25 protein-coding genes and 1 tRNA gene are annotated in these 26,013 nt (G+C 71.7%); 18 read left to right on the top strand and 8 right to left on the bottom strand.

Annotation, left to right across the window (positions count from 1 at the left end):
• Nucleotides 1-56 precede the first annotated feature (56 nt).
• The 5 genes from IO36_RS37710 to IO36_RS37690 form a co-directional block, all read right to left on the bottom strand.
• Complete coding sequence (locus IO36_RS37710; RefSeq protein WP_037627112.1) at nucleotides 57-1,136, bottom strand: 2-oxoacid:ferredoxin oxidoreductase subunit beta; 1,080 nt, start codon at nucleotides 1,134-1,136, stop codon at nucleotides 57-59.
• On the bottom strand, nucleotides 1,129-3,060 hold the full coding sequence (locus IO36_RS37705; RefSeq protein ID WP_037627109.1) for a 2-oxoacid:acceptor oxidoreductase subunit alpha: 1,932 nt from the start codon (nucleotides 3,058-3,060) through the stop codon (nucleotides 1,129-1,131). The genes IO36_RS37710 and IO36_RS37705 overlap by 8 nt, the downstream gene beginning before the upstream one ends.
• A gap of 236 nt (nucleotides 3,061-3,296) precedes the next feature.
• The gene (locus IO36_RS37700; protein WP_280923774.1) at nucleotides 3,297-3,956 is read right to left on the bottom strand and encodes a LuxR C-terminal-related transcriptional regulator; all 660 of its coding nucleotides are present in this window, start codon (nucleotides 3,954-3,956) and stop codon (nucleotides 3,297-3,299) included.
• Between the two features lie 329 nt (nucleotides 3,957-4,285).
• Nucleotides 4,286-5,641, bottom strand: a complete 1,356-nt coding sequence (locus tag IO36_RS37695; RefSeq protein ID WP_037627105.1) for a sensor histidine kinase — start codon at nucleotides 5,639-5,641, stop codon at nucleotides 4,286-4,288.
• Nucleotides 5,642-5,940: 299 nt separating this feature from the next.
• On the bottom strand, nucleotides 5,941-7,140 hold the full coding sequence (locus IO36_RS37690; RefSeq protein ID WP_037627103.1) for a sensor histidine kinase: 1,200 nt from the start codon (nucleotides 7,138-7,140) through the stop codon (nucleotides 5,941-5,943).
• A gap of 328 nt (nucleotides 7,141-7,468) precedes the next feature.
• Between IO36_RS37690 and IO36_RS37685 the strand changes: the two genes are divergently transcribed.
• The 13 genes from IO36_RS37685 to IO36_RS37625 all read left to right on the top strand — a co-directional run bounded on the left by IO36_RS37685 (nucleotide 7,469) and on the right by IO36_RS37625 (nucleotide 19,751).
• Nucleotides 7,469-7,882 carry an NADH-quinone oxidoreductase subunit A gene (locus tag IO36_RS37685; protein ID WP_037627100.1) on the top strand — a complete coding sequence of 138 codons (414 nt, stop codon included), beginning with the start codon at nucleotides 7,469-7,471 and terminating at the stop codon, nucleotides 7,880-7,882.
• Nucleotides 7,873-8,532 carry an NADH-quinone oxidoreductase subunit B gene (locus IO36_RS37680; protein WP_037627098.1) on the top strand — a complete coding sequence of 220 codons (660 nt, stop codon included), beginning with the start codon at nucleotides 7,873-7,875 and terminating at the stop codon, nucleotides 8,530-8,532. Before IO36_RS37685 ends, IO36_RS37680 begins: the two co-directional genes overlap by 10 nt.
• Nucleotides 8,529-9,953 (top strand): NADH-quinone oxidoreductase subunit C, encoded by a 1,425-nt coding sequence (locus IO36_RS37675; RefSeq protein ID WP_037627097.1) that lies wholly within the window; start codon nucleotides 8,529-8,531, stop codon nucleotides 9,951-9,953. Before IO36_RS37680 ends, IO36_RS37675 begins: the two co-directional genes overlap by 4 nt.
• Entirely contained in the window at nucleotides 9,950-10,918 is a 969-nt protein-coding gene (locus IO36_RS37670) for a complex I subunit 1/NuoH family protein (protein WP_037627094.1), read from the top strand. The genes IO36_RS37675 and IO36_RS37670 overlap by 4 nt, the downstream gene beginning before the upstream one ends.
• Nucleotides 10,919-10,920: 2 nt before the next feature.
• On the top strand, nucleotides 10,921-11,499 hold the full coding sequence (locus IO36_RS37665; RefSeq protein WP_037627091.1) for a NuoI/complex I 23 kDa subunit family protein: 579 nt from the start codon (nucleotides 10,921-10,923) through the stop codon (nucleotides 11,497-11,499).
• Nucleotides 11,496-12,173 carry an NADH-quinone oxidoreductase subunit J family protein gene (locus tag IO36_RS37660; protein ID WP_037627089.1) on the top strand — a complete coding sequence of 226 codons (678 nt, stop codon included), beginning with the start codon at nucleotides 11,496-11,498 and terminating at the stop codon, nucleotides 12,171-12,173. Before IO36_RS37665 ends, IO36_RS37660 begins: the two co-directional genes overlap by 4 nt.
• A complete protein-coding gene (gene nuoK, locus IO36_RS37655; protein WP_037627087.1) occupies nucleotides 12,173-12,544 on the top strand; it encodes an NADH-quinone oxidoreductase subunit NuoK in 372 nt (123 codons plus the stop codon). Before IO36_RS37660 ends, nuoK begins: the two co-directional genes overlap by 1 nt.
• Nucleotides 12,541-14,532: an NADH-quinone oxidoreductase subunit 5 family protein gene (locus IO36_RS37650; protein WP_037627085.1), complete on the top strand. Its 1,992-nt coding sequence runs from the start codon at nucleotides 12,541-12,543 to the stop codon at nucleotides 14,530-14,532. The genes nuoK and IO36_RS37650 overlap by 4 nt, the downstream gene beginning before the upstream one ends.
• Nucleotides 14,533-14,538: 6 nt before the next feature.
• The gene (locus IO36_RS37645) at nucleotides 14,539-16,113 is read left to right on the top strand and encodes a complex I subunit 4 family protein (RefSeq protein WP_037627083.1); all 1,575 of its coding nucleotides are present in this window, start codon (nucleotides 14,539-14,541) and stop codon (nucleotides 16,111-16,113) included.
• A complete protein-coding gene (locus tag IO36_RS37640) occupies nucleotides 16,110-17,609 on the top strand; it encodes an NADH-quinone oxidoreductase subunit N (RefSeq protein ID WP_037627081.1) in 1,500 nt (499 codons plus the stop codon). Before IO36_RS37645 ends, IO36_RS37640 begins: the two co-directional genes overlap by 4 nt.
• A 212-nt stretch (nucleotides 17,610-17,821) precedes the next feature.
• Nucleotides 17,822-18,685 (top strand): zinc metalloprotease HtpX, encoded by an 864-nt coding sequence (htpX, locus tag IO36_RS37635; RefSeq protein ID WP_037627079.1) that lies wholly within the window; start codon nucleotides 17,822-17,824, stop codon nucleotides 18,683-18,685.
• On the top strand, nucleotides 18,682-19,074 hold the full coding sequence (locus IO36_RS37630) for a YccF domain-containing protein (protein ID WP_037627077.1): 393 nt from the start codon (nucleotides 18,682-18,684) through the stop codon (nucleotides 19,072-19,074). The genes htpX and IO36_RS37630 overlap by 4 nt, the downstream gene beginning before the upstream one ends.
• 110 nt (nucleotides 19,075-19,184) lie before the next feature.
• Entirely contained in the window at nucleotides 19,185-19,751 is a 567-nt protein-coding gene (locus IO36_RS37625) for an SMI1/KNR4 family protein (RefSeq protein ID WP_037627075.1), read from the top strand.
• A 37-nt stretch (nucleotides 19,752-19,788) separates the two neighbouring features.
• Here IO36_RS37625 and IO36_RS37620 read toward each other — a convergent pair whose 3' ends face one another.
• A complete protein-coding gene (locus tag IO36_RS37620) occupies nucleotides 19,789-21,033 on the bottom strand; it encodes an APC family permease (RefSeq protein WP_037627073.1) in 1,245 nt (414 codons plus the stop codon).
• A 186-nt stretch (nucleotides 21,034-21,219) separates the two neighbouring features.
• On the opposite strand from IO36_RS37620, the gene IO36_RS37615 reads away from it, so the two are divergent.
• Complete coding sequence (locus tag IO36_RS37615) at nucleotides 21,220-21,486, top strand: GlsB/YeaQ/YmgE family stress response membrane protein (RefSeq protein WP_037627072.1); 267 nt, start codon at nucleotides 21,220-21,222, stop codon at nucleotides 21,484-21,486.
• A 124-nt stretch (nucleotides 21,487-21,610) separates the two neighbouring features.
• Here IO36_RS37615 and IO36_RS37610 read toward each other — a convergent pair whose 3' ends face one another.
• The gene (locus IO36_RS37610) at nucleotides 21,611-22,099 is read right to left on the bottom strand and encodes a YajQ family cyclic di-GMP-binding protein (protein ID WP_037627493.1); all 489 of its coding nucleotides are present in this window, start codon (nucleotides 22,097-22,099) and stop codon (nucleotides 21,611-21,613) included.
• A gap of 201 nt (nucleotides 22,100-22,300) precedes the next feature.
• Here IO36_RS37610 and IO36_RS37605 point away from each other — a divergent pair.
• The 4 genes from IO36_RS37605 (at nucleotide 22,301) to IO36_RS37590 (ending at nucleotide 25,244) form a co-directional block, all read left to right on the top strand.
• A tRNA-Tyr gene (locus IO36_RS37605) sits at nucleotides 22,301-22,382 on the top strand.
• A 219-nt stretch (nucleotides 22,383-22,601) separates the two neighbouring features.
• Entirely contained in the window at nucleotides 22,602-23,969 is a 1,368-nt protein-coding gene (locus tag IO36_RS37600) for a hypothetical protein (RefSeq protein WP_037627071.1), read from the top strand.
• The gene (locus IO36_RS37595; RefSeq protein WP_051901233.1) at nucleotides 23,959-24,513 is read left to right on the top strand and encodes an NUDIX hydrolase; all 555 of its coding nucleotides are present in this window, start codon (nucleotides 23,959-23,961) and stop codon (nucleotides 24,511-24,513) included. Before IO36_RS37600 ends, IO36_RS37595 begins: the two co-directional genes overlap by 11 nt.
• A 506-nt stretch (nucleotides 24,514-25,019) precedes the next feature.
• The gene (locus IO36_RS37590) at nucleotides 25,020-25,244 is read left to right on the top strand and encodes a hypothetical protein (RefSeq protein ID WP_037627069.1); all 225 of its coding nucleotides are present in this window, start codon (nucleotides 25,020-25,022) and stop codon (nucleotides 25,242-25,244) included.
• 39 nt (nucleotides 25,245-25,283) lie between these two features.
• On the opposite strand, the gene IO36_RS37585 is transcribed toward IO36_RS37590, so the two are convergent.
• On the bottom strand, nucleotides 25,284-25,940 hold the full coding sequence (locus IO36_RS37585; RefSeq protein ID WP_037627067.1) for an SDR family oxidoreductase: 657 nt from the start codon (nucleotides 25,938-25,940) through the stop codon (nucleotides 25,284-25,286).
• Nucleotides 25,941-26,013: the final 73 nt, after the last annotated feature.

The raw sequence follows: 26,013 nt of genomic DNA, 5'->3' as shown, positions 1-26,013 counted from the left end.
CGACGAGGCCCGGGGACTCGAGTCCCCGGGCCTCCTTCGTGAACGTCCGCCGCGGGTCAGCCGACGACGGTCCAGGTGTCGCCGCCGGCGAGCAGGGAGGCGAGGTCGCCCTTGCCGTTCTGCTCGATGGCGGCGTCGAGCTGGTCGGCCATCTGGGTGTCGTAGACCGGCCGGTCGACCGAGCGGAACACGCCGATGGGCGTGTGGTGCAGGGTGTCGGGGTCGGCGAGGCGGGACAGCGCGAACGCGGTCGTCGGCGACGCGGTGTGGGCGTCGTGGACGATGACCCGGGAGGCGTTGTCGGGGGTGACGGTGACGACCTGGAGGTCGCCGGTGTGCGGATCGCGGACCACACCGCGCGAGCCGTCCGCGCCGAACCGGATGGGCTGTCCGTGTTCGAGGCGGATGACGGCCTCCTCGGCCTGCTGCCGGTCCTTGAGGACCTCGAAGGCGCCGTCGTTGAAGATGTTGCAGTTCTGGTAGATCTCCACCAGCGCGGTGCCGGGGTGGGCGGCGGCCTGGCGCAGCACGTCGGTGAGGTGCTTGCGGTCGGAGTCCACGGTCCGGGCGACGAAGGAGGCCTCCGCGCCGATGGCCAGGGACACCGGGTTGAAGGGCGCGTCCAGGGAGCCCATGGGCGTGGACTTGGTGATCTTGCCGACCTCGGAGGTGGGGGAGTACTGGCCCTTCGTCAGGCCGTAGATCCGGTTGTTGAACAGCAGGATCTTCAGGTTGACGTTGCGGCGCAGGGCGTGGATGAGGTGGTTGCCGCCGATGGACAGGGCGTCGCCGTCGCCGGTGACGACCCAGACGGACAGGTCGCGGCGCGAGGAGGCGAGTCCGGTGGCGATGGCGGGCGCCCGGCCGTGGATGGAGTGCATCCCGTAGGTGTTCATGTAGTACGGGAAGCGGGAGGAGCAGCCGATGCCGGAGACGAAGACGATGTTCTCCTTCGCCAGGCCGAGTTCGGGCATGAAGCCCTGCACGGCGGCGAGGATCGCGTAGTCACCGCAGCCGGGGCACCAGCGCACTTCCTGATCGGACTTGAAGTCCTTCATGGACTGCCTGGCCTCGGCCTTGGGGACGAGAGAGAGCGCCTCGACCGTCCCCGGGCCCTGTGCCGACGTGTCAGCCATCGATGGCCTCCTTGAGAGCCGTGGCGAGCTGCTCAGCCTTGAAGGGCATGCCGTTGACCTGGTTGTACGAGTGCGCGTCCACCAGGTACCTGGCCCGGACGAGGGTGGCGAGCTGGCCGAGGTTCATCTCGGGGATCACCACCTTGTCGTAGCGCTTCAGCACGCTCTCGAGGTTGCGCGGGAAGGGGTTGAGGTGGCGCAGATGGGCCTGTGCGATGCGTTCCCCGGCGGTGCGCAGCCGACGGACCGCGGCGGTGATCGGACCGTAGGTCGAACCCCAGCCGAGCACGAGCGTGCGCGCGCTGTCCGTGGGGTCGTCGACCTCGAGGTCCGGCACGTCGATGCCGTCGATCTTGGCCTGCCGGGTGCGGACCATGAAGTCGTGGTTGGCGGGGTCGTAGGAGATGTTGCCGCTGCCGTCCTGCTTCTCGATCCCGCCGATGCGGTGCTCCAGGCCCGGGGTTCCGGGGATGGCCCAGGGGCGGGCGAGGGTCCCCGCGTCGCGCTTGTAGGGCCAGAACACCTCGGTGCCGTCGTCCAGGGTGTGGTTGGGGCCCTGGGCGAACTGCACGCGCAGGTCCGGGAGTTCGTCGAGTTCGGGGATGCGCCAGGGCTCGGAGCCGTTGGCCAGGTAGCCGTCGGAGAGCAGCAGGACGGGCGTGCGGTAGGTCAGCGCGATCCGTGCCGCCTCCATCGCCGCGTCGAAGCAGTCGGCCGGCGTCCTCGGCGCCACGATCGGCACCGGCGCCTCGCCGTTGCGCCCGTACATCGCCTGGAGCAGGTCGGCCTGTTCGGTCTTGGTCGGCAGGCCGGTCGAGGGGCCGCCGCGCTGGATGTCGATGACGAGCAGGGGCAGTTCGAGGGAGACGGCGAGTCCGATCGTCTCCGACTTCAGCGCCACACCGGGACCGGACGTCGTGGTGACCGCCAGCGAGCCGCCGAACGCCGCCCCGAGCGCCGCGCCGATGCCCGCGATCTCGTCCTCGGCCTGGAAGGTGCGCACACCGAAGTTCTTGTGCTTCGACAGTTCGTGCAGGATGTCGGAGGCCGGGGTGATGGGGTAGGAGCCCAGGTAGAGCGGCAGGTCGGCCTGCCGGGAGGCGGCGACCAGGCCGTAGGACAGGGCGAGGTTCCCGGAGATGTTGCGGTAGGTGCCGGTCGGGAACGTCTTCGAGGCGGGCGCGACCTCGTAGGAGACGGCGAAGTCCTCGGTCGTCTCGCCGAAGTTCCAGCCCGCGCGGAACGCGGCGAGGTTCGCCTCCGCGATCTCGGGCTTCTTGGCGAACTTGGTCCGCAGGAACTTCTCGGTGCCCTCGGTCGGCCGGTGGTACATCCACGACAACAGGCCCAGCGCGAACATGTTCTTGGAGCGCTCGGCTTCCTTACGGGAGAGCTCGAAGTCCTTCAGCGCCTCGACGGTCATCGTCGTGAGCGGGACGGGGTGGACGTTGTAGCCGTCCAGCGAGCCGTCCTCCAGCGGGCTCGCGGCGTAGCCGACCTTCTGCATCGCCCGCTTGGTGAATTCGTCGGTGTTGACGATGATCTCGGCGCCCCGCGGCACGTCGGCGATGTTCGCCTTCAGAGCCGCCGGATTCATGGCCACCAGGACATTGGGCGCGTCGCCCGGCGTCAGGATGTCGTGGTCGGCGAAGTGCAGTTGAAACGACGAAACGCCCGGCAGGGTGCCTGCGGGCGCGCGGATCTCGGCGGGGAAGTTCGGCAGGGTCGAGAGGTCGTTGCCGAAGGAGGCCGTCTCGGAGGTGAAGCGGTCGCCGGTGAGCTGCATACCGTCACCGGAGTCCCCCGCGAACCGGATGATGACCCGGTCGAGCCGGCGGACGTCCTTCGCCCCCGGCGGTCTGCGCTGTTCTCCTACGACGGCTTCGTCGGCCTGTTCCGCTGGGCTGCTGACCTTGCTCGTCACTGAACTGGACCTCCTTTGAGGCGGCTGTCCGGGAGTGGCCTTCCCGCAGACCCTTCCTTTTCCAACCCTACGTCGGTAAGGGTCGCCTTCCTTGGGCCATTCGCATGATGGACACCGTCTTGAGACGTCTTGATATCATGATGTGTCACGATTTTTACCGCCCCCGGTCCCTTCCTCGAACGACGTTCCCCGCTCGGCCTTTGGTTCCGCTCAACAACTGACAGACTGTCAGTTCCTCACGAGTTCAGATACGTGAGGACGGCCAGAACACGCCGGTGATCCCCGTCACTCTGCGACAGGCCGAGCTTCTGGAAGATGTTGCTGACGTGCTTCTCCACGGCGCCGTCGCTGACCACCAGCTGCCGGGCGACGGCGGAGTTCGTCCGGCCCTCGGCCATGAGTCCGAGGACCTCCCGCTCACGCGGGGTCAGCCCGGCGAGCACGTCCTGCTTGCGGCTGCGGCCCAACAGCTGCGCCACCACCTCGGGGTCCAGCGCGGTACCCCCCTGGGCCACCCGCACCACCGCGTCCACGAACTCGCGCACCTCGGCGACCCGGTCCTTGAGCAGATAGCCGACGCCACGGCTGGAACCGGCCAGCAGTTCGGTGGCGTAGCGCTCCTCCACGTACTGTGACAGCACGAGCACGCCGAGTCCCGGATGGGACTTGCGCAGCTGCACGGCCGCCCGCACCCCTTCGTCCGTGTGCGTCGGCGGCATGCGCACGTCCGCGACGACGACGTCCGGCAGCGCGTCCTGCGCCGCGAACTCGGTGATCGTCTTGATCAGCGCCTCGCCGTCCCCGACCCCTGCCACGACATCATGTCCGCGGTCGGTCAGCAACCGGGTCAGGCCCTCCCTGAGCAGCACTGAATCCTCGGCGATGACCACCCGCACCCTGTCCTCCACGATTTCTCGGCCCCCCAGAGCCCGCCCCCGGCCGCCCCCGGCTCCACCGGGTTCGTGCCCGCTCGTACGACAGACCCCAGCATTCCAGCATTCGGATCGGGGCGCGCCCGAGCGGCGAGAAGAGGGGCGCTGCCACCCCGGTGGGGTATCGGCCGCCGCCACCCCGGTGGGGTATCGGCCGCCGCCACCCCGGTGGGGTATCCGGGGCGGGCGCCTCGGTGGGGTCTCCCCGAAGAGGCGGCGCGCGGCGCACTCATCGGCGCGCGGGGACCCCGGTGAGGTGCACCGGGGTCCCCGCGCGCGTGTTCGTCCGCCGCTCAGCCCCGCCAGGGCAGCTCCGCCGTGATCCGCGTGGGGCCGGCCGGCGGCGAGTCGACCACCAGGATCCCGTCCACCGCGTCGAGCCGTTCCGCGAGCCCCGCGAGGCCCGACCCCGCGGTGACGTCGGCGCCGCCGACCCCGTCGTCGCCGACCTGGATCATCAGCCGGTTCTCCACCCGCCACACGTCCACGGTCGCCCGCCGTGCCCGGGAGTGCTTGCTGATGTTCTGCAGCAACTCGGAGACGGTGAAGTAGGCGATCCCCTCGATCGCGGGCGCCGGCCGCGCCGTCAGGTCGACGTCCACCTGCACCGGCACCGTGCACCGCGAGGCCACCGCGGACAGCGCGGCGTCGAGCCCGCGGTCGGTCAGCACCGCCGGATGGATCCCGCGCGCCAGGTCCCGCAGCTCCTGCAGCGCCGTCTTCACCTCGCCGTGCGCCTCGTCCACCATCCGCGCCGCGGCCCGCGGGTCCTCGGCCAGCTTCTCCTTGGCGAGCCCCAGGTCCATCGCCAGGGCGACGAGCCGGGCCTGCGCCCCGTCGTGCAGATCGCGCTCGATCCGGCGAAGGTCTGCGGCGGCCGTGTCGACCACGACCCCCCGGTCGGACTCCAGCTCCACCACACGCGTGGCCAGCCGCGAGGGGCCGAGCAGCCCGTGCACCATCAGCCGGTCCACGGTCGTCAGCGCCCGCACGATCCACGGCGTCGCCACCGTGAAGAGCAGACCCACCAGCGCGGTCACCGTGATCTCGAACGGGTTGTCCAGGTAGATCGAGTGCGTGCCGTCGCCGTACAGCTGCAGACCGTCCTGGCCGCCGTACATCGGGAAGACCCAGAACCACAGCGGATACGTCAGCAGCGCCCACCCGTACGCCCAGAAGTTCAGCGCCACGACGAAGGAGAACACCGACCAGGGGAACTGGATCACCGCGTACAGCAGGTGCCGCCAGGACGTACCGCTCTTGAGCACGGCCCCCATCCAGGCCATCGCCCCGTGCTTCTTCACCGTGAGCGGCTCGGGCTCGGCCACCTCCAGGCCGAGCAGCCCGCGCGCCCGCGCCCGCTCCAGCGAGCCGAGCCCCCGGCAGCCCGCCAGGGCCGCGGCCAGCACCGGAACGCCGAGGAAGGTGACCAGCAGGCCCACGCCGAGCGAGACCATCGTGACGGCGAACGTGAACATGAGGATCCCGAGCGGCAGGCCCAGCAGCACATAGCCGAACTCCCGCCAGGTGCGGGCCTCGAACGGTGCGCGCAGCGGGGCCGGCACACGGTGCCGCCGGCCGTCGGCGCCCGTCCCGTCGAACCCGGACCCGCCCCGGTGCCCGTATCCGTGTCCGTACTCGGTCGCCATGGGTCCGCCCGTTCCTCTCGTCCGGTCCTGCGTCTCGGCTGCTTCCGCGCGTCCATTCGCCCCGCGCGTCGGCTGCTGACTCAAGCCTGCCGTCCGGGGCGCCCGCGGGACATGGAGCGGATCGGCGTCTTGAACGGGGGGTTTTCCCTACCCCGCCGGGTGCGCGGCCCGAGTGAACGGGAAAGGGCCCGGGACCGGGGACCACCGTTCGGGGTCCTCGGTCCCGGGCCCTGCGCCCGCGGCCCGTACGCCGGAGGTCTCCATCGAGTGAACCCCGGGCTGCTCGCGACGGTCGACGTTTACCGCGCGGGCTCGTTCCGGCGGTCCCGCCACGGCAGTTCGGCCGTGATGACGGTCGGGCCGCCCACAGGCGAGTCGACGACGAACAGTCCGTCCACCGCGCCCAGCCGGTCCGCGAGCCCCGCCATCCCCGTACCGCCGTCGACCCCCGCCCCGCCGCGTCCGTCGTCCCGGACCTGGATCAGCAGACGTTCGTCCGTCCGCCAGACGTCCACGGAGGCGGACCGCGCCCCGCTGTGCTTGCTCACGTTCTGCAGCAGCTCGGAGACGGTGAAGTAGGCGATGCCCTCGATGGCCGCGGCCGGGCGGGTCTCCAGCTCGGTGGTCACCTTCACCGGCACGGTGCACCGCGAGGCGATCGCGGACAGGGCCGCGTCCAGTCCCCGGTCGGTGAGGACCGCGGGATGGATCCCGCGGGCCAGATCGCGCAGCTCCTGAAGCGCGAGCTTCACCTCGCCGTGCGCCTCGTCGACCATCGACGCCGCGGCGTCCGGGTCCTCCAGGAGCTTCTCCTTCGCCAGGCCGAGCCCCATCGCCAGGTTGACGAGCCGGGCCTGCGCCCCGTCGTGCAGATCGCGCTCGATCCGGCGCAGATCTGCCGCGGCCGTGTCGACCACCACCCCGCGGTCCGACTCCAGTTCGGCGATGCGCCGCTCCAGCTCGTCGGAGGGGGACAGCAGCCCGCGCACCATCGCCCGGTCCACGTTCGTCAGCCCGCGCGCGATGAACGGCAGCACGGGCCACAGCACGAACAGCGACACGAGCGTGATCGTGAAGGTGGCGATGCCCCAGGGCAGCCGTATCAGGTCGTACAGCACCGCCCGCCAGCCCACCGGGTCCTTCAGACTCGACCACAGCCAGCCGAAGAAACCGGTCCTGCGCACCGGCAACGGGCTCGGCTCGTCGATCCGCAGCCCCAGCAGCCGCCGCGCCCGCTCCCGCTCCAGCTTGCCGAGCTGCCGCGAACCGCGCAGCCCGGCGGCGAGCAGCGGCAGTCCGACGACGGTCACGGCGAGCCCCGCGCCCGTGGCGAGCATCGTCACCGCGTACACGAACCCGACGATCGAGGCCGGCAGGTTCACCAGGAGATGGGAGATCTCCTTCCAGGTCACCGGGTCCAGGGCGAGGCGTACGGCGGGCGGCCGGTCGCCGTCGGACGAGCCGTCCGACGCGGCGGCGGGCGGGATGCGTTCGGTCATATCCGCTAGCCTGCCCGGCGGCGCGCCGCCGCGCCATGAGGTGGGCCGCCGCGATCCACTGGGGTTAACCCCACCCTCAGGAGTGAGGGCCCGGCGCACCGGCGAGCCGGCACGCGAGGGGGAGACGGGGTCCCACCGGTCCGTGTTCACACCGTGAGACGCGGACGCGTCACGGAGGGCCGGGGCCTGGTCGAGGTGTGACGGGCTGCTTACGCTCTCTTTAGCAGGCCCTAGACTCCCGTCCGTACAGATCGTCGAACACGGCGCATCACAGAGTGCGCGACGGCGCACGACGGGGCGCAACGAGGTCAGGGAGCGAGGGGCTGACGTGCCGGAACCGACCGTTGTCACGGCGACCGGGGCCGTCGTCGCGGCGGACTACTTCCAGTCCTACTCGGTCGTCGGACTGCTCGCCGTCGTGGGCGTGCTGTTCGTCGCCGTCGCCTTCGGAGCCGGCCGCCTGCTCCGGCCCGTGGTGCCGACCCCCGAGAAACTCCTGACCTACGAGTGCGGCGTCGACCCCGTGGGCGAGGGCTGGGCCCACACCCAGGTCCGCTACTACGTCTACGCCTTCCTGTACGTCATCTTCGCCGTCGACTCGATCTTCCTCTTCCCCTGGGCCACGGTCTTCGCCGCTCCCGGCTACGGCGCGGCGACGCTCGTCGAGATGTTCGTCTTCCTCGGCTTCCTGGCCGTGGGCCTGCTGTACGCATACAAGAAGGGCGTCCTGACATGGACGTGACCCCGTCCGCCCCGGAGCAGCCCGCGTCGTCGCCGGTGCCGCTGCCCGAGCCCCAGCGGCTCGGTGTGCTCGCCCGCCTCGCCCCCGAGCCCATGAAGGTGGTCCTGAACTGGGGCCGCCGCTACTCGCTCTGGGTCTTCAACTTCGGCCTCGCCTGCTGCGCGATCGAGTTCATCGCCGCGTCGATGGCCCGCCACGACTTCATCCGCCTCGGCGTGATCCCGTTCGCACCGGGCCCGCGCCAGGCCGACCTGATGGTGGTCTCCGGCACGGTCACCGACAAGATGGCCCCCGCCGTCAAGCGCCTGTACGAGCAGATGCCCGAGCCGAAGTACGTCATCTCCTTCGGCGCCTGCTCCAACTGCGGCGGCCCGTACTGGGACTCGTACTCCGTCACCAAGGGCGTCGACCAGATCATCCCCGTCGACGTCTACGTCCCCGGCTGCCCGCCCCGGCCCGAGGCGCTGCTCCAGGGCATCCTCAAGCTCCAGGAGAAGATCGCCCGGGAATCGCTGGGGGAGCGCTACGGGTCCGGCGCGGCGCGCCCGTCGGCCGCCGCCCTCCAGAGCGGCCTGGTGAAGCCGCCGGCCCCCGCGGCGACGACCGTTCCGGACCCGGATCAGGCCGCCCCCGGCGAGGAGGACCGATGACCGTCGGCTGGCTGCCCGGCCCCGCCGAGGAACTCTTCGGCCCCGACGCCACGGCCGAGGAGTCGTACGAGGTCCTGACCGTCGACGTGCCCCCGGCCTCCTGGACCGCGGCCCTTCAGACGGCCCGCGACACCCTGGGCTGCACCTACTTCGACTGGCTGAGCGCCGTCGACGAACCCGGCACGGGCTTCCGCGTCTCGGCGCACGTCGTGGCCCTGTCCCCGCTGCACCGCCTCCTCGTCCGTACGACCGTCCCGCACACGGCCCCGGTCCTGCCGTCCGCCGTCTCCGTCTACGCGGGCGCCGCCTGGCACGAGCGCGAGACCCACGAGATGTTCGGCGTGGCCTTCGAGGGCCACCCCGGCCTCGACCCGCTGCTGCTGCCGGAGGGCTTCGAGGGCCACCCCCTGCGCAAGGACTTCGTCCTGGCCGCCCGCGTGGCCAAGGCCTGGCCCGGCGCGAAGGAACCCGGCGAGTCCGAGCACGGCGGGCCCAAGCGCCGCCAGATGCTGCCGCCCGGCGTCCCCGACCCCAACGAGTGGGGCCCCCTCAAGGGCCAGCTCCCCCCGGCTCCGGCCCGCCCGGCCCGAGGCGCCGCCCGCCCCGCCCGCGACCGCCCGGTCCGCAGAACCCGCACCGCGGGCGAGGGCTCGGCCAGCCAGACCGCCCCGACCGCGGCCACCCCGACTCCGACCGCGGCCACCCCGACTCCGGCCGCGGGCACCGCTGGAGCGGAGGCCGCATCCGGTACCACCGGTGCCGAGGCAGCGCGCCCGGTACGCCGCTCGCGCAGCGCGAGCCAGGGCTCGGCCAGCCAGCGCGCCCAGGAGACACCCCCGCCTGCCCTGACGCCCACGCCTGCCGCGGAGCCGACGCCTGCCGCCGAGCCGACGGCGGAGCCGACACATGCCGCGGAGCCGACGGCGGGCAGCGAGCCGACGCCCGCACCGGAACCGACGGCCGACCCGGAACCGACGGCCGACCCGGGCCCGGCGACCAGGCCCGCCAGAAGGCCCGCCACGCCACGCGGCTCCGACGCGCCCTGGCACCAGCCGAAGCCCGCGTTCGACGACGCGGAACCCAAGCCGAAGCCAGTGCCGGAATCGGCACCGGAGACGAAGTCGGCGCCTCGGCCGGAGCCCACGTCTGAGTCCCAACCGGAGCCGGACGCGCAGTCCAAGACCGAGCCTGACCCCCGGTCCAAGCCGGACGCGCAGTCCGCGCCGGAGCCGGACTCCCGGACCGAGCCCGAGTCCCAGCCCGCTCCGGAGCTCCGGACAGAGCCCGAGCCCCGGCCCGAGCGGGAACCTCAGCCCGAGCGGGAGCCCCATCCCGAGCAGGACCCCACCCCGGAGTCCGCGCCCGGCTCGGACTCGACCCCCGCCCCCAGCCCCGACGACCCCTCCGGAGGCACGCAGTGAACGACGCTCTCGACGTCGCCCTCCGCCTCCTCGTCGTGTTCGTCGTGTTCCTGACGTTCCCCCTGATCGTCGGTCAGACCGAGCACAAGGTGATGGCCCACATGCAGGGCCGCCTCGGCCCGATGTACGCGGGCGGCTTCCACGGCTGGGCCCAGCTCGTCGCGGACGGCGTGAAGTTCGCGCAGAAGGAGGACGTCGTCCCCACGGGCGCGGACCGGCGCATCTTCCAGCTCGCCCCCGCCGTCGCGCTGCTCCCGTACCTCCTGGTCCTCGTCGTCATCCCGATCGGTCCGGGCGAGGGCGCCGTCGGACAGGTCGTCGACGCCGGCATCTTCTTCGTCCTCGCCGTCATGGGCGTGGGCGTCCTCGGCTCGCTCATGGCGGGCTGGGCCTCGGCCAACAAGTTCTCCCTCCTGGGCGGTCTGCGCACCGCCGCCCAGCTCCTCGCGTACGAGCTCCCGATGCTCCTGACCGCGGCCTCGGTCGCGATGGCGGCGGGCACGGTCTCGCTCCCCGGCATCGTGGACGCCTTCCGCTGGTGGTGGCTGCCCTGGCAGATCGTCGGCGCGATCGTGTTCTTCGTCGCCGGCCTCGCCGAACTCCAGCGGCCCCCCTTCGACATGCCCGTCGCCGACTCCGAGATCATCTTCGGCGCGTACACCGAGTACACGGGCCTGCGGTTCGCCCTGTTCCTGCTCGCCGAGTACGCCGGGATCGTCGTCCTGTGCGGACTGACCACCATTCTCTTCCTGGGCGGCTGGCACGGCCCCTGGGGCGCCGACGGCCTCGGCTGGGTCTGGACCCTCCTGAAGGCCGCGATCCTCGCCTTCGTCGTCATCTGGCTCCGCGTCACCTACCCGCGCCTGCGCGAGGACCAGCTCCAGAAGCTCTCCTGGACCCTTCTCGTCCCCCTGTCCCTCGCCCAGATCGCCCTCACCGGCATCGTCAAGGTGGTGATCGCGTAACCATGGCCCCCATTCCTGGCTCCGGCCTCGCCAAGGGCCTGGCCGTCACCCTCCGCACGATGACGAAGAAGACCGTCACCGCGCAGTACCCGGACGTCCAGCCCGACCTCCCGCCCCGCACCCGTGGAGTCATCGCCCTCTTCGAGGAGAACTGCACGGTCTGCATGCTGTGCGCCCGCGAGTGCCCGGACTGGTGCATCTACATCGACTCCCACAAGGAGACGGTCCCGCCCGCCGCCCCCGGCGGCCGCGAGCGCAGCCGCAACGTCCTCGACCGCTTCGCCATCGACTTCTCCCTGTGCATGTACTGCGGTATCTGCATCGAGGTGTGTCCCTTCGACGCCCTGTTCTGGACTCCGGAGTTCGAGTACGCGGAGACGGACATCCACGAACTCACCCACGAGCGCGACAAGCTCCGCGAGTGGATGTGGACCGTCCCGGCCCCGCCCGCCCTGGACCCCGGCGCCGAGGAGCCCAAGGAGATCGCGGCCGCCCGCAAGACCGCCGACAAACTCGCCGCCGAACAAGCGGCCGAGCAGGACCGGGCCGAGGCCTCCGACCCGCAGGAGGGACAGCCGTGATCCTCGCAGCAGCCCCGACCGCAGCCACGGCCACGGCGGCCCGCGCGGCCACCACCGTCGCCGCCGAACACCACGGCTTCCTCTCCCCGACCGGCGTCGAGATCGCCTTCCTGCTCGTCGGCCTGCTCACCTTCGGCGCCGCGGTCGTCACCGTCACCACCAAGCAGCTGGTGCACGCCGCCCTGTGGCTGGTGGTCGCCCTCGGTGGCCTGGCCGTCGAATACCTCCTGCTGACGGCCGAGTTCATCGCCTGGGTGCAGGTCCTCATCTACGTCGGTTCCGTGGTCGTCCTCCTCCTGTTCGGGCTGATGCTCACCAGGGCCCCGATCGGCCGGTCCCCGGACGCCGACTCCGGCAACCGCTGGGCGGCCCTGACCGTGGCCGTCGCCTCGGCCGGAGCCCTGGTCTGGGTCGTCGTCGACGCCTTCCGCACGACCTGGGTCGAGCTGGACGGAGCCGCGTCCGGTTCCACCGAGGTGACCGGAGCGAGCCTCTTCCAGAACTGGGTCCTTCCCTTCGAAGCGCTCTCCGTCCTCCTCCTCGCCGCCCTGGTCGGCGCGATCGTCCTCTCCCGCAAGGCGAAGGCGGACAGCGCCGCCGGGGGCATGAAGGCCGCCGCCCCGCGCGTCCCCGGAAGCCGCGACGGCGAGCAGGACAAGGAAGGTGTCCGCTGATGCACCTCGCCTATCCCGCCGTGCTCGCGGCCCTGCTGTTCTGCACGGGCCTGTACGGAGTCCTGGCGCGCCGCAACGCGATCCTGGTCCTGATGTCGGTCGAGCTGATGCTCAACGCCGTCAACCTGAACCTCGTCGCCTTCGACGTCTGGCTCTCCCGGGCCGCCCGCGACACCCTGCACTCCGGCCAGGCCCTGACCCTGTTCACCATCGCCATCGCCGCCGCCGAGATCGGCATCGGCCTGGCGATCGTCCTCGCCGTGTACCGCAACCGCGGCACCTCGGACATCGACAAGCTCCGCGACACCGCCGAGGGCCACGGCCCCGACAGCGACGCCCCCGCGGCCGAGAAGGCTGAGGCCACCGCGTGACCACGACCACCCTCGCCGTCCTCGTCCCCCTCCTTCCGTTCCTCGGCGCCGTCGCCGGACTCCTCCTCGGCCGCACGGCCCCGGGCTTCGTCCGCCCGCTCGCCGTCCTGCCGGTGCTCGCCTCGCTCGTCCTCGCCGTGACCGTCGCGGTGCACCAGGGCGGCGGCCGGCCCATCGACTCGCACACCGAACTCACCCCGACGGGCTCGGTCCCCATCGAACTCGGCCTGCACATCGACGGCTTCGCCGCCCTCGTCGCCGTCCTCGTCGGCGTCGTCGCCACCTGCGTGCAGATCTACTCGACGGGCTACCTGCGCGACGACCCGCGCTACCCCTCGTACGCCGCTCTCGTCTCCCTGTTCACCTCCGCGATGCTGCTCGTCGTCTACTCCAGCGACCTGATGGTGCTGCTGGTCGGCTGGGAGATCATGGGCATCTGCTCGTACTTCCTCGTCGGCCACTACTGGGAGACCCCGGAGGCCCGCGCCGCCTCCCTCAAGGCCTTCCTGGTCACCAAACTGGGCGACGTCCCCTTCCTCATCGGTCTGTTCGCGCTGGCCACCGACGCCGGCTCGTTCCGGATCCCCACCGTCCTCGGGGCCGTGGCGAGCGGCGGACTGCACCACCCGACCCTGGTCGCCCTGCTGCTCCTCGCGGGCGTGGCGGGCAAGTCGGCGCTGTTCCCGCTGCACACCTGGCTGCCCGACGCGATGGCGGGCCCCACGCCCGTCTCCGCGCTGATCCACGCCGCGACGATGGTCGCCGCCGGTATCTACTTCGTCGCCCGGCTCCTCCCCGTCTTCCAGGCCTCCACGGCCGCGATGATCGTCCTCGCCGTCATGGCCGGCGTCACGATGGTCGGTTCGGGACTCGCCGCGCTCGCCCAGGACGACATCAAGCGGGTCCTCGCCTACTCGACGATCGGTCAGCTCGGCTACATGGCCGGTGCCCTCGCCGTCGGCGACCGCGGTGCCGCCGTCTTCCACCTCCTCGCGCACGGTGCCTTCAAGGCGCTGCTCTTCCTCGCCGCCGGCGTGATCATCCACGCCACCGGCACCAACTCGCTGGCCGCCATGTCCCGGATGAAGGACCTGCGCGCCCGGGTGCCCGACGCCTTCTGGACGATGACCGTGGCGCTCCTCGCGCTCGCCGCGATCCCTCCGTTCAGCGGCTTCTTCTCCAAGGAGGCCGTCCTCGGCGCCGCGGAGCATGTCGCCACCGGTCACACCGAGCAGGCCCCCGGCGCCGCGGGCTGGATCGTCCTGCTCACCGGTCTGGTCACCGCCGTCCTCACCGCCGCGTACGCGACCCGGCTGTGGCTGCTGGCCTTCCGCGGCCGCGGGGCCGAGGCCCCCGACCACGGCCGGCAGCCGGTCGTCATGACGGCCGTGCTGTGGGTGCTCGCCATCCCCTCGCTCGCGTTCGGCCTGGCGTTCGGCCCGCTGCCCGACTGGTTCGACGGCCGCGACCTGACGCCCGTCCTCACCACCTCCGTACTCGGCACCGGACTCGCCCTGGTCGGCGGGATCGTCACCTATGGAGCCTGGCGGCACACCACCGCGCTGGCGGCCCGCTTCCCCCTGGGAGCGGTCGCGGCCCACCCGGACGCCGACGCCGGACACGTCGAGGCAGAGGCCATCGCCACCCACGAACCCGCCTACGGAGACGTCGCGGGAGCCCCCGACCCGGCGGACCCGGGCCGGCTGCTGCTCGGCCCGCTGCACCGCCACGCGGCCGTCGGCTTCCACCTCGACACCGTCTACTCGGTGCTGTTCGTCCGCCCGGTCCAGGCTGGAGCCACCCTCGTCCGGTTCCTCGACCGCGAGGTCGTCGACACCTACGTACGCGGCGCGGGTGCCCTACCCCGCTGGCTGGGCACCGCCGTACGGCGGGCGCAGACCGGCAATGTGCAGACCTATGTGAGCGCGCTGCTCGCCGGCACCGTCGTCCTGGTGGTCGCCGCCCTCCTCGTCGCCACGGGAGCGTGAGCAGGCGTGATCGATATCAGTGAATCCGTGATGCAGATTCTTCTCGCGTTGATCGTCGTCGGCCCGCTCATCGGGGCCGCCGCCGCCCTTCTCCCGGCCCCGCCCGGACTGAAGGGGAAGTCGCCCGAACAGGCGGTGCTGCGGCACGGCGTGATCGTCACGGGCGTGGTCCTCATCGCCGCGATCGTCCTCGCGCTCGGCTTCGACCACGACCACCCGTCGAGGATGCAGGCCACGACGGACATCAGTTGGATCCCCGCACTCGACGTGCGGATCCACCTCGGCATCGACGGCATCTCCCTCCCCCTTCTGGTCCTGACCGCGCTGCTGACCTTCCTCTGCGCGCTGTACTCCTACTTCAAGATGCCCGCGGGCCCGACCCCGAAGGCGTTCGTCGCCCTGCTGCTCGTCCTCGAGTCCGGCACCCTCGCGACCTTCGCCGTCCTCGATCTGCTGCTGTTCTTCCTCGCGTTCGAGACGGTCCTCGTCCCGATGTACTTCCTCATCGCACGGTGGGGAGGCGCCCAGCGCCAGGCCGCGGCCTGGAAGTTCATCCTCTTCACCCTGCTCGGTTCCGTGGTCATGCTGCTCGGCCTGCTCCTGATCGGAATCAAGGCGGGCACATTCGACATGGTGGCACTCGCCACTGACAACGGCCGCGGCTTGAGCACATCCGTGCAGGTCACCGCCGTTCTGGCGATCGGGATCGGGCTCGCGGTCAAGACGCCGATGTGGCCGCTGCACAGCTGGCTGCCCGACGCCCACACCGCCGCCCCGACCGTCGGCTCGGTCCTGCTGGCCGGCGTCATGCTGAAGATGGGAACGTACGGGTTCGTCCGGATCCTGCTGCCCATCACCCCCGACGGCTTCCGGACCTTCGCCCCCTACCTCGCCGCCTTCGCCGTGGTCGGAATCATCTACGGTTCCCTGGCCTGCCTGGCCCTCGCCAAAAAGGGCGCGAAGGGCGACCTCAAGCGGCTCATCGCCTACTCCTCCGTCGGCCACATGGGCTTCGTCCTGCTCGGCATCTCGACGATGGACGCCACCGGCGTGAACGGCGCGCTGTTCGCCAACATCGCCCACGGCCTCATCACCGGCCTCCTCTTCTTCATCGTCGGGGCGCTGAAGGACCGCACGGGCACCACCGATCTCGACACCCTCGCCGAGGAGTCCGGCGCCGCGCTCTACGGCAAGGCACCGCGCCTCGGCGGCCTGCTGGCCTTCGCCGCCGTCGCCTCGCTCGGGCTGCCCGGCCTCGCCGGGTTCTGGGGCGAGATGCTCGCGATGTTCGGCGCGTTCGAGCCCGCCGCCGGCCTCAACCGGTCCGCCTATCTGACGTTCATGACGATCGCCGCGTTCGGCACCCTGCTCACCGCCGCGTACATGCTCATCGTCGTACGCCGCGTCTGCATGGGCGCCACGCCCCGCGAGTCGCCGCGGCTCCTCGACGTCCAGACCTACGAGTTCGCCGCATGGACACCGCTCGTCGCCCTCACCGTCGTCGCGGGCCTGTGGCCCCGGGCCCTGCTCGGCCTGACCGACCCGGCCGTACAGCAGCTCCTCGCAGGAGGCACCCGATGAGTTCCCTGGTCCAGTCCGTCGACTGGCTCGCCATCGCGCCGCCCACGCTCGCGGCGGTCGTCGGACTCGTCGTGCTCGTCGCCGACCTCTTCATCGCCGACGCGAAGAAGGCCGTACTCGGCTGGACGTCGGTGGCGGGCCTCGCCGCGTCCGCCCTGTTGCTGCTGCCCCTGCGCGCGGGCGACCGGGCCACGTTCTGCCTGGCGGACGCGACCGACACCTGCAGCTATGTGGCGGACACCTTCACCCTGGTCATCCAGCTCCTGGTCCTCGGCGGCGCGCTCCTCGTCGCCCTGCTGTCCGTCACCGCGCTGAAGGACGCCGACCGGGAACTGCCCGAGGGGGAGTACTGGTTCCTGCTGCTCTCCTCGGCCGCCGGCGCCGCCCTTCTGCCCGCCTCCCGCGACCTCGCGACCCTCATCGTCGCCCTCGAGGTCGCCTCGCTGCCCGCCTTCGCCCTCGTCGGCATCAAGCGCGGCGACAAGAAGTCCTCCGAAGCCGCCCTGAAGTTCTTCCTGTCCTCCGTCACGGCCACCGCCGTCAGCCTGATGGGCGTCAGCTTCGTCTACGCGACGACCGGCACCCTCCACCTCACCCGGATCGCGGACCGGATCCAGCAGGTCGACGGCCAGTTCCACACCCTCGCCCAGACGGGCGTCGTCCTCACCCTGGTCGGCTTCGCCTTCAAGACGGCCGCCGTGCCCTTCCACTTCTGGGTGCCCGACACCTACGTGGGAGCGCCCCTGCCGATCGCCGCCTATCTGTCGGTCGTCGGCAAGGCGGTCGGCTTCTCCGGACTCATCCTCGTCACCGTCGTCGCCTTCCCCTCGTACGCGGACGTCTGGGGTCCGGCGCTGGCCGCGCTGGCCGCCCTCACCATGACGGTCGGGAACGTCGGCGCCCTGCGGCAGCGGTCCACGCGCGCGTACAGCGCCGTACGGCTGCTCGCCTGGTCCTCCGTCGGCCAGGCCGGCTACCTCCTGGTCCCGATCGCGGCCGCCGCCTACTCCGAGGACGCCCGGAAGGCCATCGGCTCGACCGTCGCGTACGCCCTCATGTACGCGGCCGTGAACCTCGGCGCCTTCGCCGTGGCCGCCCTGGTGGCCCGCCGGAGCCCGCTGAACCGCATCAGCGACTACCGCGGCCTGTACGCCGAGAGCCCCCTGTCCGCGCTCGTCCTCGGCTTCTTCCTGCTCTGCCTCGCCGGTCTGCCGCCGGGCGTCATCGGCCTCTTCGCCAAGGTGACCGTCTTCTCCGCGGCCGTCGACGCCGGGCTCGGCTGGCTGGCCGTCGTCATGGCCGTCAACGTGGTCATCGCGCTCTTCTACTACCTCCAGTGGACGGCGCTGCTCTTCCGCGCCCCCGAGGGCGAGCCGGCCCCGCACCGGATCCCGGCCCCGCTCACCGCGGCCATCGCCCTGACGGCCGTCCTCGGCGTGGTCCTGTCCGGAGCGCCCCAGCTGGTCCTCCGCTTCTCGGGATCCGTTCTGTTCTGAGGTCCGTTCCGTTCCGGGACCCGCTTCCCGGGACGGCTCACGCGCGCGTGGACGCGTCCGAATCACCCGGACGGCCCACGTGCCGGGCCGTGCGCACAAGGGAACTAGTGCCTCCCGTCTGGCGTTGACCAGTACGGGAGGGTCCACTGAAGAGTGGAAGCAGAGCATCAGCAAGCAATGGGTTCCCCCGCCGCACGACTTGGAGGGCTACCGTGCACCGCCGGCACAATGGGCTCAGGACAGCCGTACTCCTCGGGGGACTGTCCGCACTCATCATCGTCATCGGCAGCTTTTTCGGGCGCACAGGCCTGATCGTCGCGCTGTTCATCGCGATCGGCACGAACGCCTACGCGTACTGGAACAGCGACAAGCTGGCTCTACGCGCGATGCGCGCCCGCCCGGTGAGCGAGTTCGAGGCCCCGGCCCTGTACCGCATGGTCCGCGACCTCTCGACCCAGGCCCGCCAGCCCATGCCGCGCCTGTACATCTCACCGACGGAGGCGCCCAACGCCTTCGCGACGGGCCGCAACCCGCGCAACGCGGCCGTCTGCTGCACCGAGGGCATCCTGCGCATCCTGGACGAGCGCGAGTTGCGCGGTGTCATCGGCCACGAGCTCAGTCACGTCTACAACCGCGACATCCTGATCTCGTCCGTGGCCGGAGCCCTGGCCTCCGTGATCATGTTCCTGGTGAACTTCGCCTGGCTGATCCCGGTCGGCCGGTCCAACGACGACGACGGCCCCGGCATTCTCGGAATGCTCCTGGTGATGATCCTGGGCCCGATCGCCGCTTCCCTCATCCAGCTCGCCATCAGCCGCTCCCGGGAGTACGAGGCGGACGCGTCCGGTGCCCAGCTCACCGGCGACCCCCTCGCCCTCGCGAGCGCGCTGCGCAAACTCGACGCCGGAACGAAGCAACTCCCGCTGCCCCCCGAGCCGCGCATCGAGACCGCGAGCCACATGATGATCGCGAACCCATTCCGCCCGGGACAGGGAATGTCGAAGATGTTCTCTACGCATCCGCCGATGGCGGAGCGCATCGCCCGGCTCGAGCAGATGGCAGGTCGTCAGCAGTGAAGACAATTCTGAACGTCATTTGGCTCATCCTGAGCGGCTTCTGGCTGTTCCTCGGGTATCTCGCCGCAGGCATCATCCTGTGCATCACCATCATCGGCATCCCGTTCGGCATCGCCGCGTTCCGCATCGGCATCTACGCCCTGTGGCCGTTCGGCTATACGACGGTGGAGCGCCACGACGCCGGGGCGCCGTCCTGCGTCGGCAACGTGCTGTGGCTCGTGCTCGCCGGCTGGTGGCTCGCCCTGGCCCACATCGTCACGGGCATCGCCATGTGCATCACCATCATCGGGATCCCGTTCGGCATCGCCAACTTCAAGCTCATCCCGATCTCGCTGTTCCCGCTGGGCCGCGAGATCGTGCGCACCGACGAGCCGTTCGCGGGGCGCTAGGCACACCGCACCACCCCGAACCCCGCGGCGGGAAAGGGCCCGAGCCGGCCTTGCGGCAGGGTTGTCCACAGGCCTGCCCGATTGTCGGTGGCGCGCTGCATCATGAAGCCATGACCGCAATCGAGCAGTTGCTGGCACGGGTGGCCACCCAGGCCCATAACACCCGCCCGTGGGGCTGGCCTTCGCTCCCCGCGCCCGCGGGCACCGCCGAGGTCGCCCGCGCCGAGGCCGTCCTCGGCTTCCCCCTGCCCGCGCTGCTCGCCTCGCTGTACCTGCGGATAGGGGACGGCGGATTCGGTCCGGAATACGGCCTGTTGCCCCTGCTCGAAGGCCAGCCGTCGGGTGAACCCGCGGCCGTCCAGCAGTACCTCGCGAGCCGCGAGGGCGGCCGCAAGGACCCCGACTGGCCGTGGCCCGAGGGCGTCCTGCCGATATCCCACTGGGGCTGCGGAATGTACGCCTGCGTGGACTGCCAGAGCCCGGACGGCACGGTCCTGCTCTTCGACCCGAACGCCCACCGGGCCGACCATTCCTGGTTCGTGGACGCCCCCGATCTCGCGACCTGGCTGCGCACATGGCTGGAGGGAACGGGCTGGTACGAGGAGTCCAACGACGGCGCCGACCTGCCGCCTTGGCCCGACTTCTCCGTGCGCACGACGGAGATACGGGCTTCCTGACCCGCCAGGCCCGGGCCCATCGTCCGTCGGTCCCGTACTAGCGGGCGGCGGCCCACAACCGTACGCCGTACGCGGCGGCCCCCACCGCCAGGACGGCCGCGCCCACGATCACCGAGACGGCCGGCAGGGCGAAGGCCAGCGTCACACAGCCGAGCAGTCCGAGCACCGGCACGATCCGCGAGGCCGGGACCGGACTCAGCGTCCACGCGGAGGCGTTGGCGATCGCGTAGTAGGCCAGCACACCGAAGGAGGAGAAGCCGATCGCGCCCCGCACGTCCACGGTCGCGGCCAGCACGGCGACCACCGCGCCCACGGCCAGTTCGGCCCGGTGCGGAACCTGGAAGCGCGGATGGACCACGGCCAGGGCGCCCGGCAGATGACGGTCGCGGGCCATGGCCAGCGTGGTCCGTGAGACACCCAGGATCAGGGCGAGGAGCGAGCCGAGCGCGGCTACGGCCGCCCCCGCCCGTACGACCGGCACGAGCCCCGGCAGCCCGGCCGCCCGTACGGCGTCCGCCAGCGGAGCCGGGGCGAGCCCCAGCCCGGTCGGTCCGAGCACCGAGAGGACGGCAACGGCGACCGCCGCGTACACCGTGAGCGCGATGCCCAGGGCCAGCGGGATCGCGCGCGGAATGGTGCGCGCCGGATCGCGCACCTCCTCCCCGAGCGTCGCGATCCGCGCGTACCCGGCGAACGCGAAGAAGAGCAGACCGGCCGCCTGGAGCACCCCGCTCACGCCGGAGGACAGTCCGATGCCCAGCCGTCCGGCATCGGCCGCGTCGGAGCCGAGGCACCCCACGACCACGGAAGCGAGGACCGCCAGGACCACCGCCACGATCACCCGTGTCACCCAGGCCGACTTCTGCACGCCGCCGTAGTTCACGGCCGTCAGCGCGACCACCGCGGCGACCGCCACCGCGTGCGCGTGGGACGGCCAGACGTACGTGCCCACGGTGAGCGCCATCGCCGCGCAGGAGGCCGTCTTGCCGACGATGAACGACCAGCCCGCCTGGTATCCCCAGAAGGCCCCCAGCCGCTCGCGCCCGTAGACGTACGTGCCGCCGGAAGCGGGGTAGAGGGCCGCAAGCCGGGCCGAGGACGTCGCGTTGCAGTAGGCGACCACCGCGGCGACCGCGAGTCCGGCCAGGAGCCCGGAGCCGGCCGCCCGCGCGGCCGGGCCGAGCGCCGCGAAGACACCGGCGCCGATCATCGAGCCGAGCCCGATGACCACGGCGTCGCCGAGGCCCAGCGTGCGGCGCAACTCGGCGCCGGAGGAGGTCATGTGCCGCACCCTACTGATCGTCGCAACCGTCCGGAGCGTCGCGACGTCCTGTTCATCGGCACGACGCCGAGACGGCATCGGCTCCGTGTCCCGCTGCGCGACCGGACAGCGCGGACACGGCCCGCCCGGACCGAATTCACAGGGACGGGACAGCGTGAGGACAGAACGGAAGGGCAGGCTCAGAACATGGGCATCATCAGCTGGATCATTCTGGGGCTGCTGGCCGGCGCCATCGCCAAGTTCCTGCTCCCGGGGCGCGACCCGGGCGGTTTCATCGGGACGACCGTCATCGGCGTCGTGGGCGCGTTCGTCGGCGGCTGGATATCCGCCCGCTGGCTCGACCACCCCATCAGCAAGCACTTCTACGACGGAGCCACGTGGGTCGCGGCCATCGGCGGCTCGCTCGTCCTGCTGATCCTCTACCGCATCTTCTTCGGCGACTCGCGCCGCTGAGGCCGCGTCGCCGGGGCCCTGGCAGACGTGCGAGGAGGGCTGGACACCACACGGTGTCCAGCCCTCCTCGCACGGTCGGCACGCCGCCGTCGCAGATGCCCCGGCGGGCGCTCCGCCCGTCGTCCTAGCGGTAGTTCACGAACTGCAGGGCGAAGTCGAAGTCCTTGCCCTTGAGGAGGGCCTGAACGGCCTGCAGGTCGTCGCGGCTCTTCGAGCTGACGCGCAGCTCGTCGCCCTGCACCTGGGCCTTCACGCCCTTGGGGCCCTCGTCGCGGATGATCTTCGCCACCTTCTTGGCGTTCTCCTGGGAGATGCCTTCCTCGATGGTCGCGAAGATCTTGTACTCCTTGCCGGAGAGCTGGGGCTCACCGGCGTCCAGCGACTTCAGCGAGATGCCCCGCTTGATCAGCTTGGTCTCGAACACATCGAGGATGGCCTTCACCCGCTCCTCGGAGTTCGCCTCCATGAGGATCTTCTCGCCGGACCAGGAGATGGAGGCGCCGACGTTCTTGAAGTCGTAGCGCTGCGAGATCTCCTTGGCGGCCTGGTTGAGGGCGTTGTCGACCTCCTGCCGCTCGACCTTCGAGACGATGTCGAAACTGGAGTCGGCCATGTCCTGTGGCTCCTTGTATCGGGGTGCGTAGGGGCGGCCGTCCGGCCCGGCGTGGGCCTCCGGCAGCATCCGCATAAGCCTAGCCACCCCCCTCCCCCCGAGCGTCGATCAATTGGGTGGCGAAGCATCCCCGAGCATCAGGTATCGTTTACGTCGTTGCCAGGGAGCACCGCGAAAGCGAGGCTCAGGGGCAGCATCCCAGGCGGTGTGCCCGAGCGGCCAAAGGGAGCAGACTGTAAATCTGCCGGCTTCGCCTTCCCAGGTTCGAATCCTGGCGCCGCCACACTGGGGAAAACCCCCTTCGATCAGCCTCACGGCAGATCGGAGGGGGTTTCTTCGTTTTCGGTCCCGGGCGGGCCGGTGTGTCGTGCGGTTCCGGGGGCGGCCGGGCGGCCTGGGTGCGCCGGTTCGGGGTGGCTGGTCGTGGCGGGTGTGGGCGTTGTTCCGGTCGTCGGGGCGTGCTGAACTGGCCCCCGCACGTCGCCGGAGAAGGGGCTGATAGATGACCGCGGTGCTCAGCACGGGGTGGGACAGCGTCAGGCAGCGGGCCAGGCTGAGCGGCCAGGGGCCCGGCGCCACCGCCCCGATGGAGCGACTGACCGCGCTGGAGCGGGCCGAACTGCTCGGGCGGCTGCGGTGGGAGGTCATCCAGGGCGGCGCCCTCTTCCTGACCTACCCCCAACTGCTCGACGGCGCCGTCTTCGCGGCGCTGCGGCCCGCCGCCCTGCTCGACGAGCTGGCCGTCCGGGCGATCGGCGGCGGCGCGGTCCTGCCGATCCGGGTGAACTCCCGCAACGCCGACCTGGCCGGACAGCTCATCGCGATGCTCTCGACCGGCTTCCTCTTCTCCTCCCTCCCCGTCCCCGACGAGCAGTGCCTGCGACTCCAGCGGGAACTCGCCGTCCGCGCGGACGGCGAGGCCGCGGGCGCGGCCCTCACCGCGGAGGGGCCCCTCGGTGCGGCGGACCGTCTGCTCGCGGAGACCGGGGTCCTGGACACGCCGCTGCGGCGGCGCACGGTCGCCCGCTGGGGTGCCTGGCTGGAGGCCGCCGAGCACGGACTGCTGGAGGTCAGCCCCCTCGCGCCGGCCGACTACGCGACCGCGTTCGCGATGCGTCCCCTGCCCCGTCCGCAGGACGCGGCGAGCGACCAGGGCAGGGCGGTCCTCGCCGCCTGGACCGGCGGCGAGTTCGACGAGAACGGCCTGCCCAGCCGCAGCCGCCTGTACGAGCGCCTCGACCCGCTGCAGCGCTCCGGCGACTCCGCGGTACGGACGGACGCCCAGACGCTGCGCGACTACTTCGACGAGACCTACTACCGGGCCATAGCGGCCAGCGAAGGCTGCCTGCTCGGGCTGACCTCGCCGCGCCGCGGTGTCCGGCGCCGGGAGGCGTCGGCGCTGGTGGAGCAGACTCCGGTCGTGATCTATCCGACCCGGTTCGAGCTGCGGCTCGGCCTGATGAGCGGTGCGCAGTGGCAGCGGTACACGGACGACGCGGCCGACGCCCTGGGCAACTGGTGGCACCGACGTGACCTCGCCGCGCTCCAGGAGGTGGGCGATCTGCTCGCGGAGCGGACCAAGGAGCCGGCGGCCGGTGGGCACGAGGTGCCGGTGACCCGTCTCCAGCGGTTCGCGCGGTCCGCGAGGGGGGTCACCAGTCAGACGGTGGCGGCCGGCGGAATGAGCCTGGCGACCAGCCTGCTCGGCCAGGGGACGCCCGAGGTGTTCGCCGCCGGGGCGGGAGGGGCGCTCGCGCCGGTCGTCGTCGCGGCCGTGTCGGCGGGCGTGACCCGCCTGAGCGACTTCCGGGGGCGGTACGACGTCATCGAGCTCCCCGGAGTGGCGGGAGGAGGCCCCGATGGAGGCTGAGGCGCCCCGCACGCACACCCGCACGGCCTACACCGACGCCGACGGCGGACGGTGGTGCGAGGTCCACCTGGACACCTACCGCCTTCCCTCCGGGGCGGAGACCGTCCGGCACCGGATCCGCGTCGGCGGCGGCCGTACCGGAGTGGTGGTCCTGGCCCGACGCGGCGACGACATCCTGCTGGTCCGCCAGTGGCGGCCCACGATCGGCCGGTGGGCCTGGGAACTCCCGCGCGGCTTCGGCGAGACCGATCCGGTCGCGGACGCGCTGCGCGAACTGGCCGAGGAGGCCGGGCTGGTCGGCACCGCCGCGGCCGTGGTGGCGTACCTGGACGTCGACTCCGGCCTGCTGGAGAGCGAGGTCGCCGTCGTCGAGGTCTCGGTTCCCGACGACGCCCCCCTGCGCCCCGACGCGGCCGGCGACGGCGAGATCGCCGCCGCCCGCTGGTGGAGCCCCGGCGACATCGCCCGGGCCATCCGTGCGGGCGAGCTGCGGGACGCCTTCACGATGGCCGCCCTGGGGGCATCGGGCGCGGCGCGCGGCTAGGGCCTGTCCGGCGAGGAACCCGGCTTGGGCCTGTCTGGCGTCGGCGCGGGCCACGGCTCAGGCTTGTCCGGTGCGGCTTGGGGCTTGGGCCTGCTTGCACGGCCCGCGGCCAGGGCCCGTGCGGCGCGGCCCCCGGTTCCGGACTGTCCGGCGGGGACCGCCACTGAGGGTTGTCCGGAGCGGGCCCCGGCTTGGGCCTGTCGGGCGTGGCCCGCAGCTTGGGCCGGTACGGGCGGCTCGCGGCGCGCGGCTTGGGCCCGTCCCACCAAACCCACCTGTTCGTAACCAGTCCCGTCTGCCCACGACCATCCCCGTCTGCCCACGACCATCCCCGTCTGCCCGACGACGACCGACGGAGCTACGGGCAGGCAGGCGTCGGGCCATGGCGCGGGTCGGCCGGCAGGCCCCGGGCGGGGTACCGCCGCGTACAGGCCCCCGGCGGTAGCCGCCCGCACGACTTTCCCGCGCGGCGACGGGACGCGTGATCCACGGGGCACACTGATCCCATGTCGTCGCGTCGCAGGAACTGCCCCGAGTGCCGTCGGGAGATCGCCGTCGTCGCCGGGCGGTTCGCCCGGCACGATCCGCCCGGCGTGCGCGGAAGCGCGCGGGGGAGCGGGGAACTGGTCTCGTGCGCCGGTTCGCGCCGGGAGGCGTTCCTCGGGGCGGCGCAGCCCACGCTGGACGGCTACGCCGTGCCCGACTTCCCCGGCCAGCTCCCGCTCTTCTGAAGCGGGCCGGGGACCGACAAGAAGCGGGCCGGCCAGCTGCTAGTTGCCCGCCACCGACTTCACCGCGACCGAGATCGGCGTCGAACCGCTGACGGCCTCCAGGGTCAGTCCCGCCGTCGCCGGGGTGTCGACCAGCTCCGCGAGGACCGCGGCGACGTCGTCGCGGGGGATCATGCCGCGCCCGGTCGACGCCTCCAGGCGTACGAGCCCGGTGCCGGCGTCGTCGATCAGCCCGCCGGGCCGCAGGATCGTCCAGTCCAGGCCCGCCCGGCCGCGTACGTAGTCGTCGGCCTCGCCCTTGGCGCGCAGATACGCGTCGAAGATCTCGTCACCCTGGTGGGCCGCGTCCGCACCCATGGAGGAGACGACCACGTGCCGGCGTACGCCCGCGCGCTCGGCCGCGTCCGCGAACAGGATCGCCGCGCCCTTGTCCACCGTCTGCTTGCGGTCCGCACCGCTGCCCGGTCCCGCGCCCGCCGCGAAGACGGCGGCGTCCGCGCCCTGCAGATGCGCGGCCACCTCCTCCACCGACGCCGACTCCAGATCGCACAGGACCGGCTCCGCACCGGCCGCCCGCAGATCGTCCCCCTGTTCGGCGCGGCGGATGAGCCCCGCGACCTCGTCCCCGCGCGCGGAGAGCATTCGCTCCAGCCGCAGCGCGATCTGACCATGACCACCAGCGATGACAATGCGCATGTTTCCGACCGTACGCCCGGATGACCGCGTTCGCCGCACAACCCTGTGCACAACTCATGAGTCACTTGAATGA

Origin of the sequence: Streptomyces aureus, from assembly GCF_000725495.1 — a bacterium.
Lineage (GTDB): Bacteria > Actinomycetota > Actinomycetes > Streptomycetales > Streptomycetaceae > Streptomyces > Streptomyces aureus_B.
Note: the sequence above shows the minus strand (reverse complement) of the source record. Positions and strands in the feature narration are given on the sequence as shown.